The 266-nt window shown below is 69.5% G+C and carries 1 protein-coding gene; it reads left to right on the plus strand.

Features of this window, described 5'->3' with window-relative positions; all coding sequences use genetic code 11:
• On the plus strand, positions 1-204 hold a 204-nt coding region (locus ON44_RS33505; RefSeq protein WP_040697917.1), incomplete at its 5' end, for a hypothetical protein.
• Positions 205-266: the final 62 nt, after the last annotated feature.

Here is a 266-nt window from a genome sequence, read left to right on the forward strand (position 1 = left end):
GCCGCAGCGGTCGCCGCCCGCGACGCCGCCGAACACGAAGCCGCGCAGCTGGAAGACCGTAACCGAGAGTTGGCCAGCGACCTGGACGACGCCCTGGATCAGCTCGCAGGGCACGCCCTGCACGCCGAGCAGGAACGCCTGATCCGCACACCGGCGTGGAGCCCGTGGGCCGCGTCCACCGACCGAGAGGGATATGACCGATGAACTCGACAGCCACTGTCCACCCTGTCCACCCTGTCAACCGGCCGTCAACCGGCCGGTTCGAT

This window comes from Nocardia vinacea NBRC 16497 (assembly GCF_000308835.1).
GTDB lineage: Bacteria > Actinomycetota > Actinomycetes > Mycobacteriales > Mycobacteriaceae > Nocardia > Nocardia vinacea.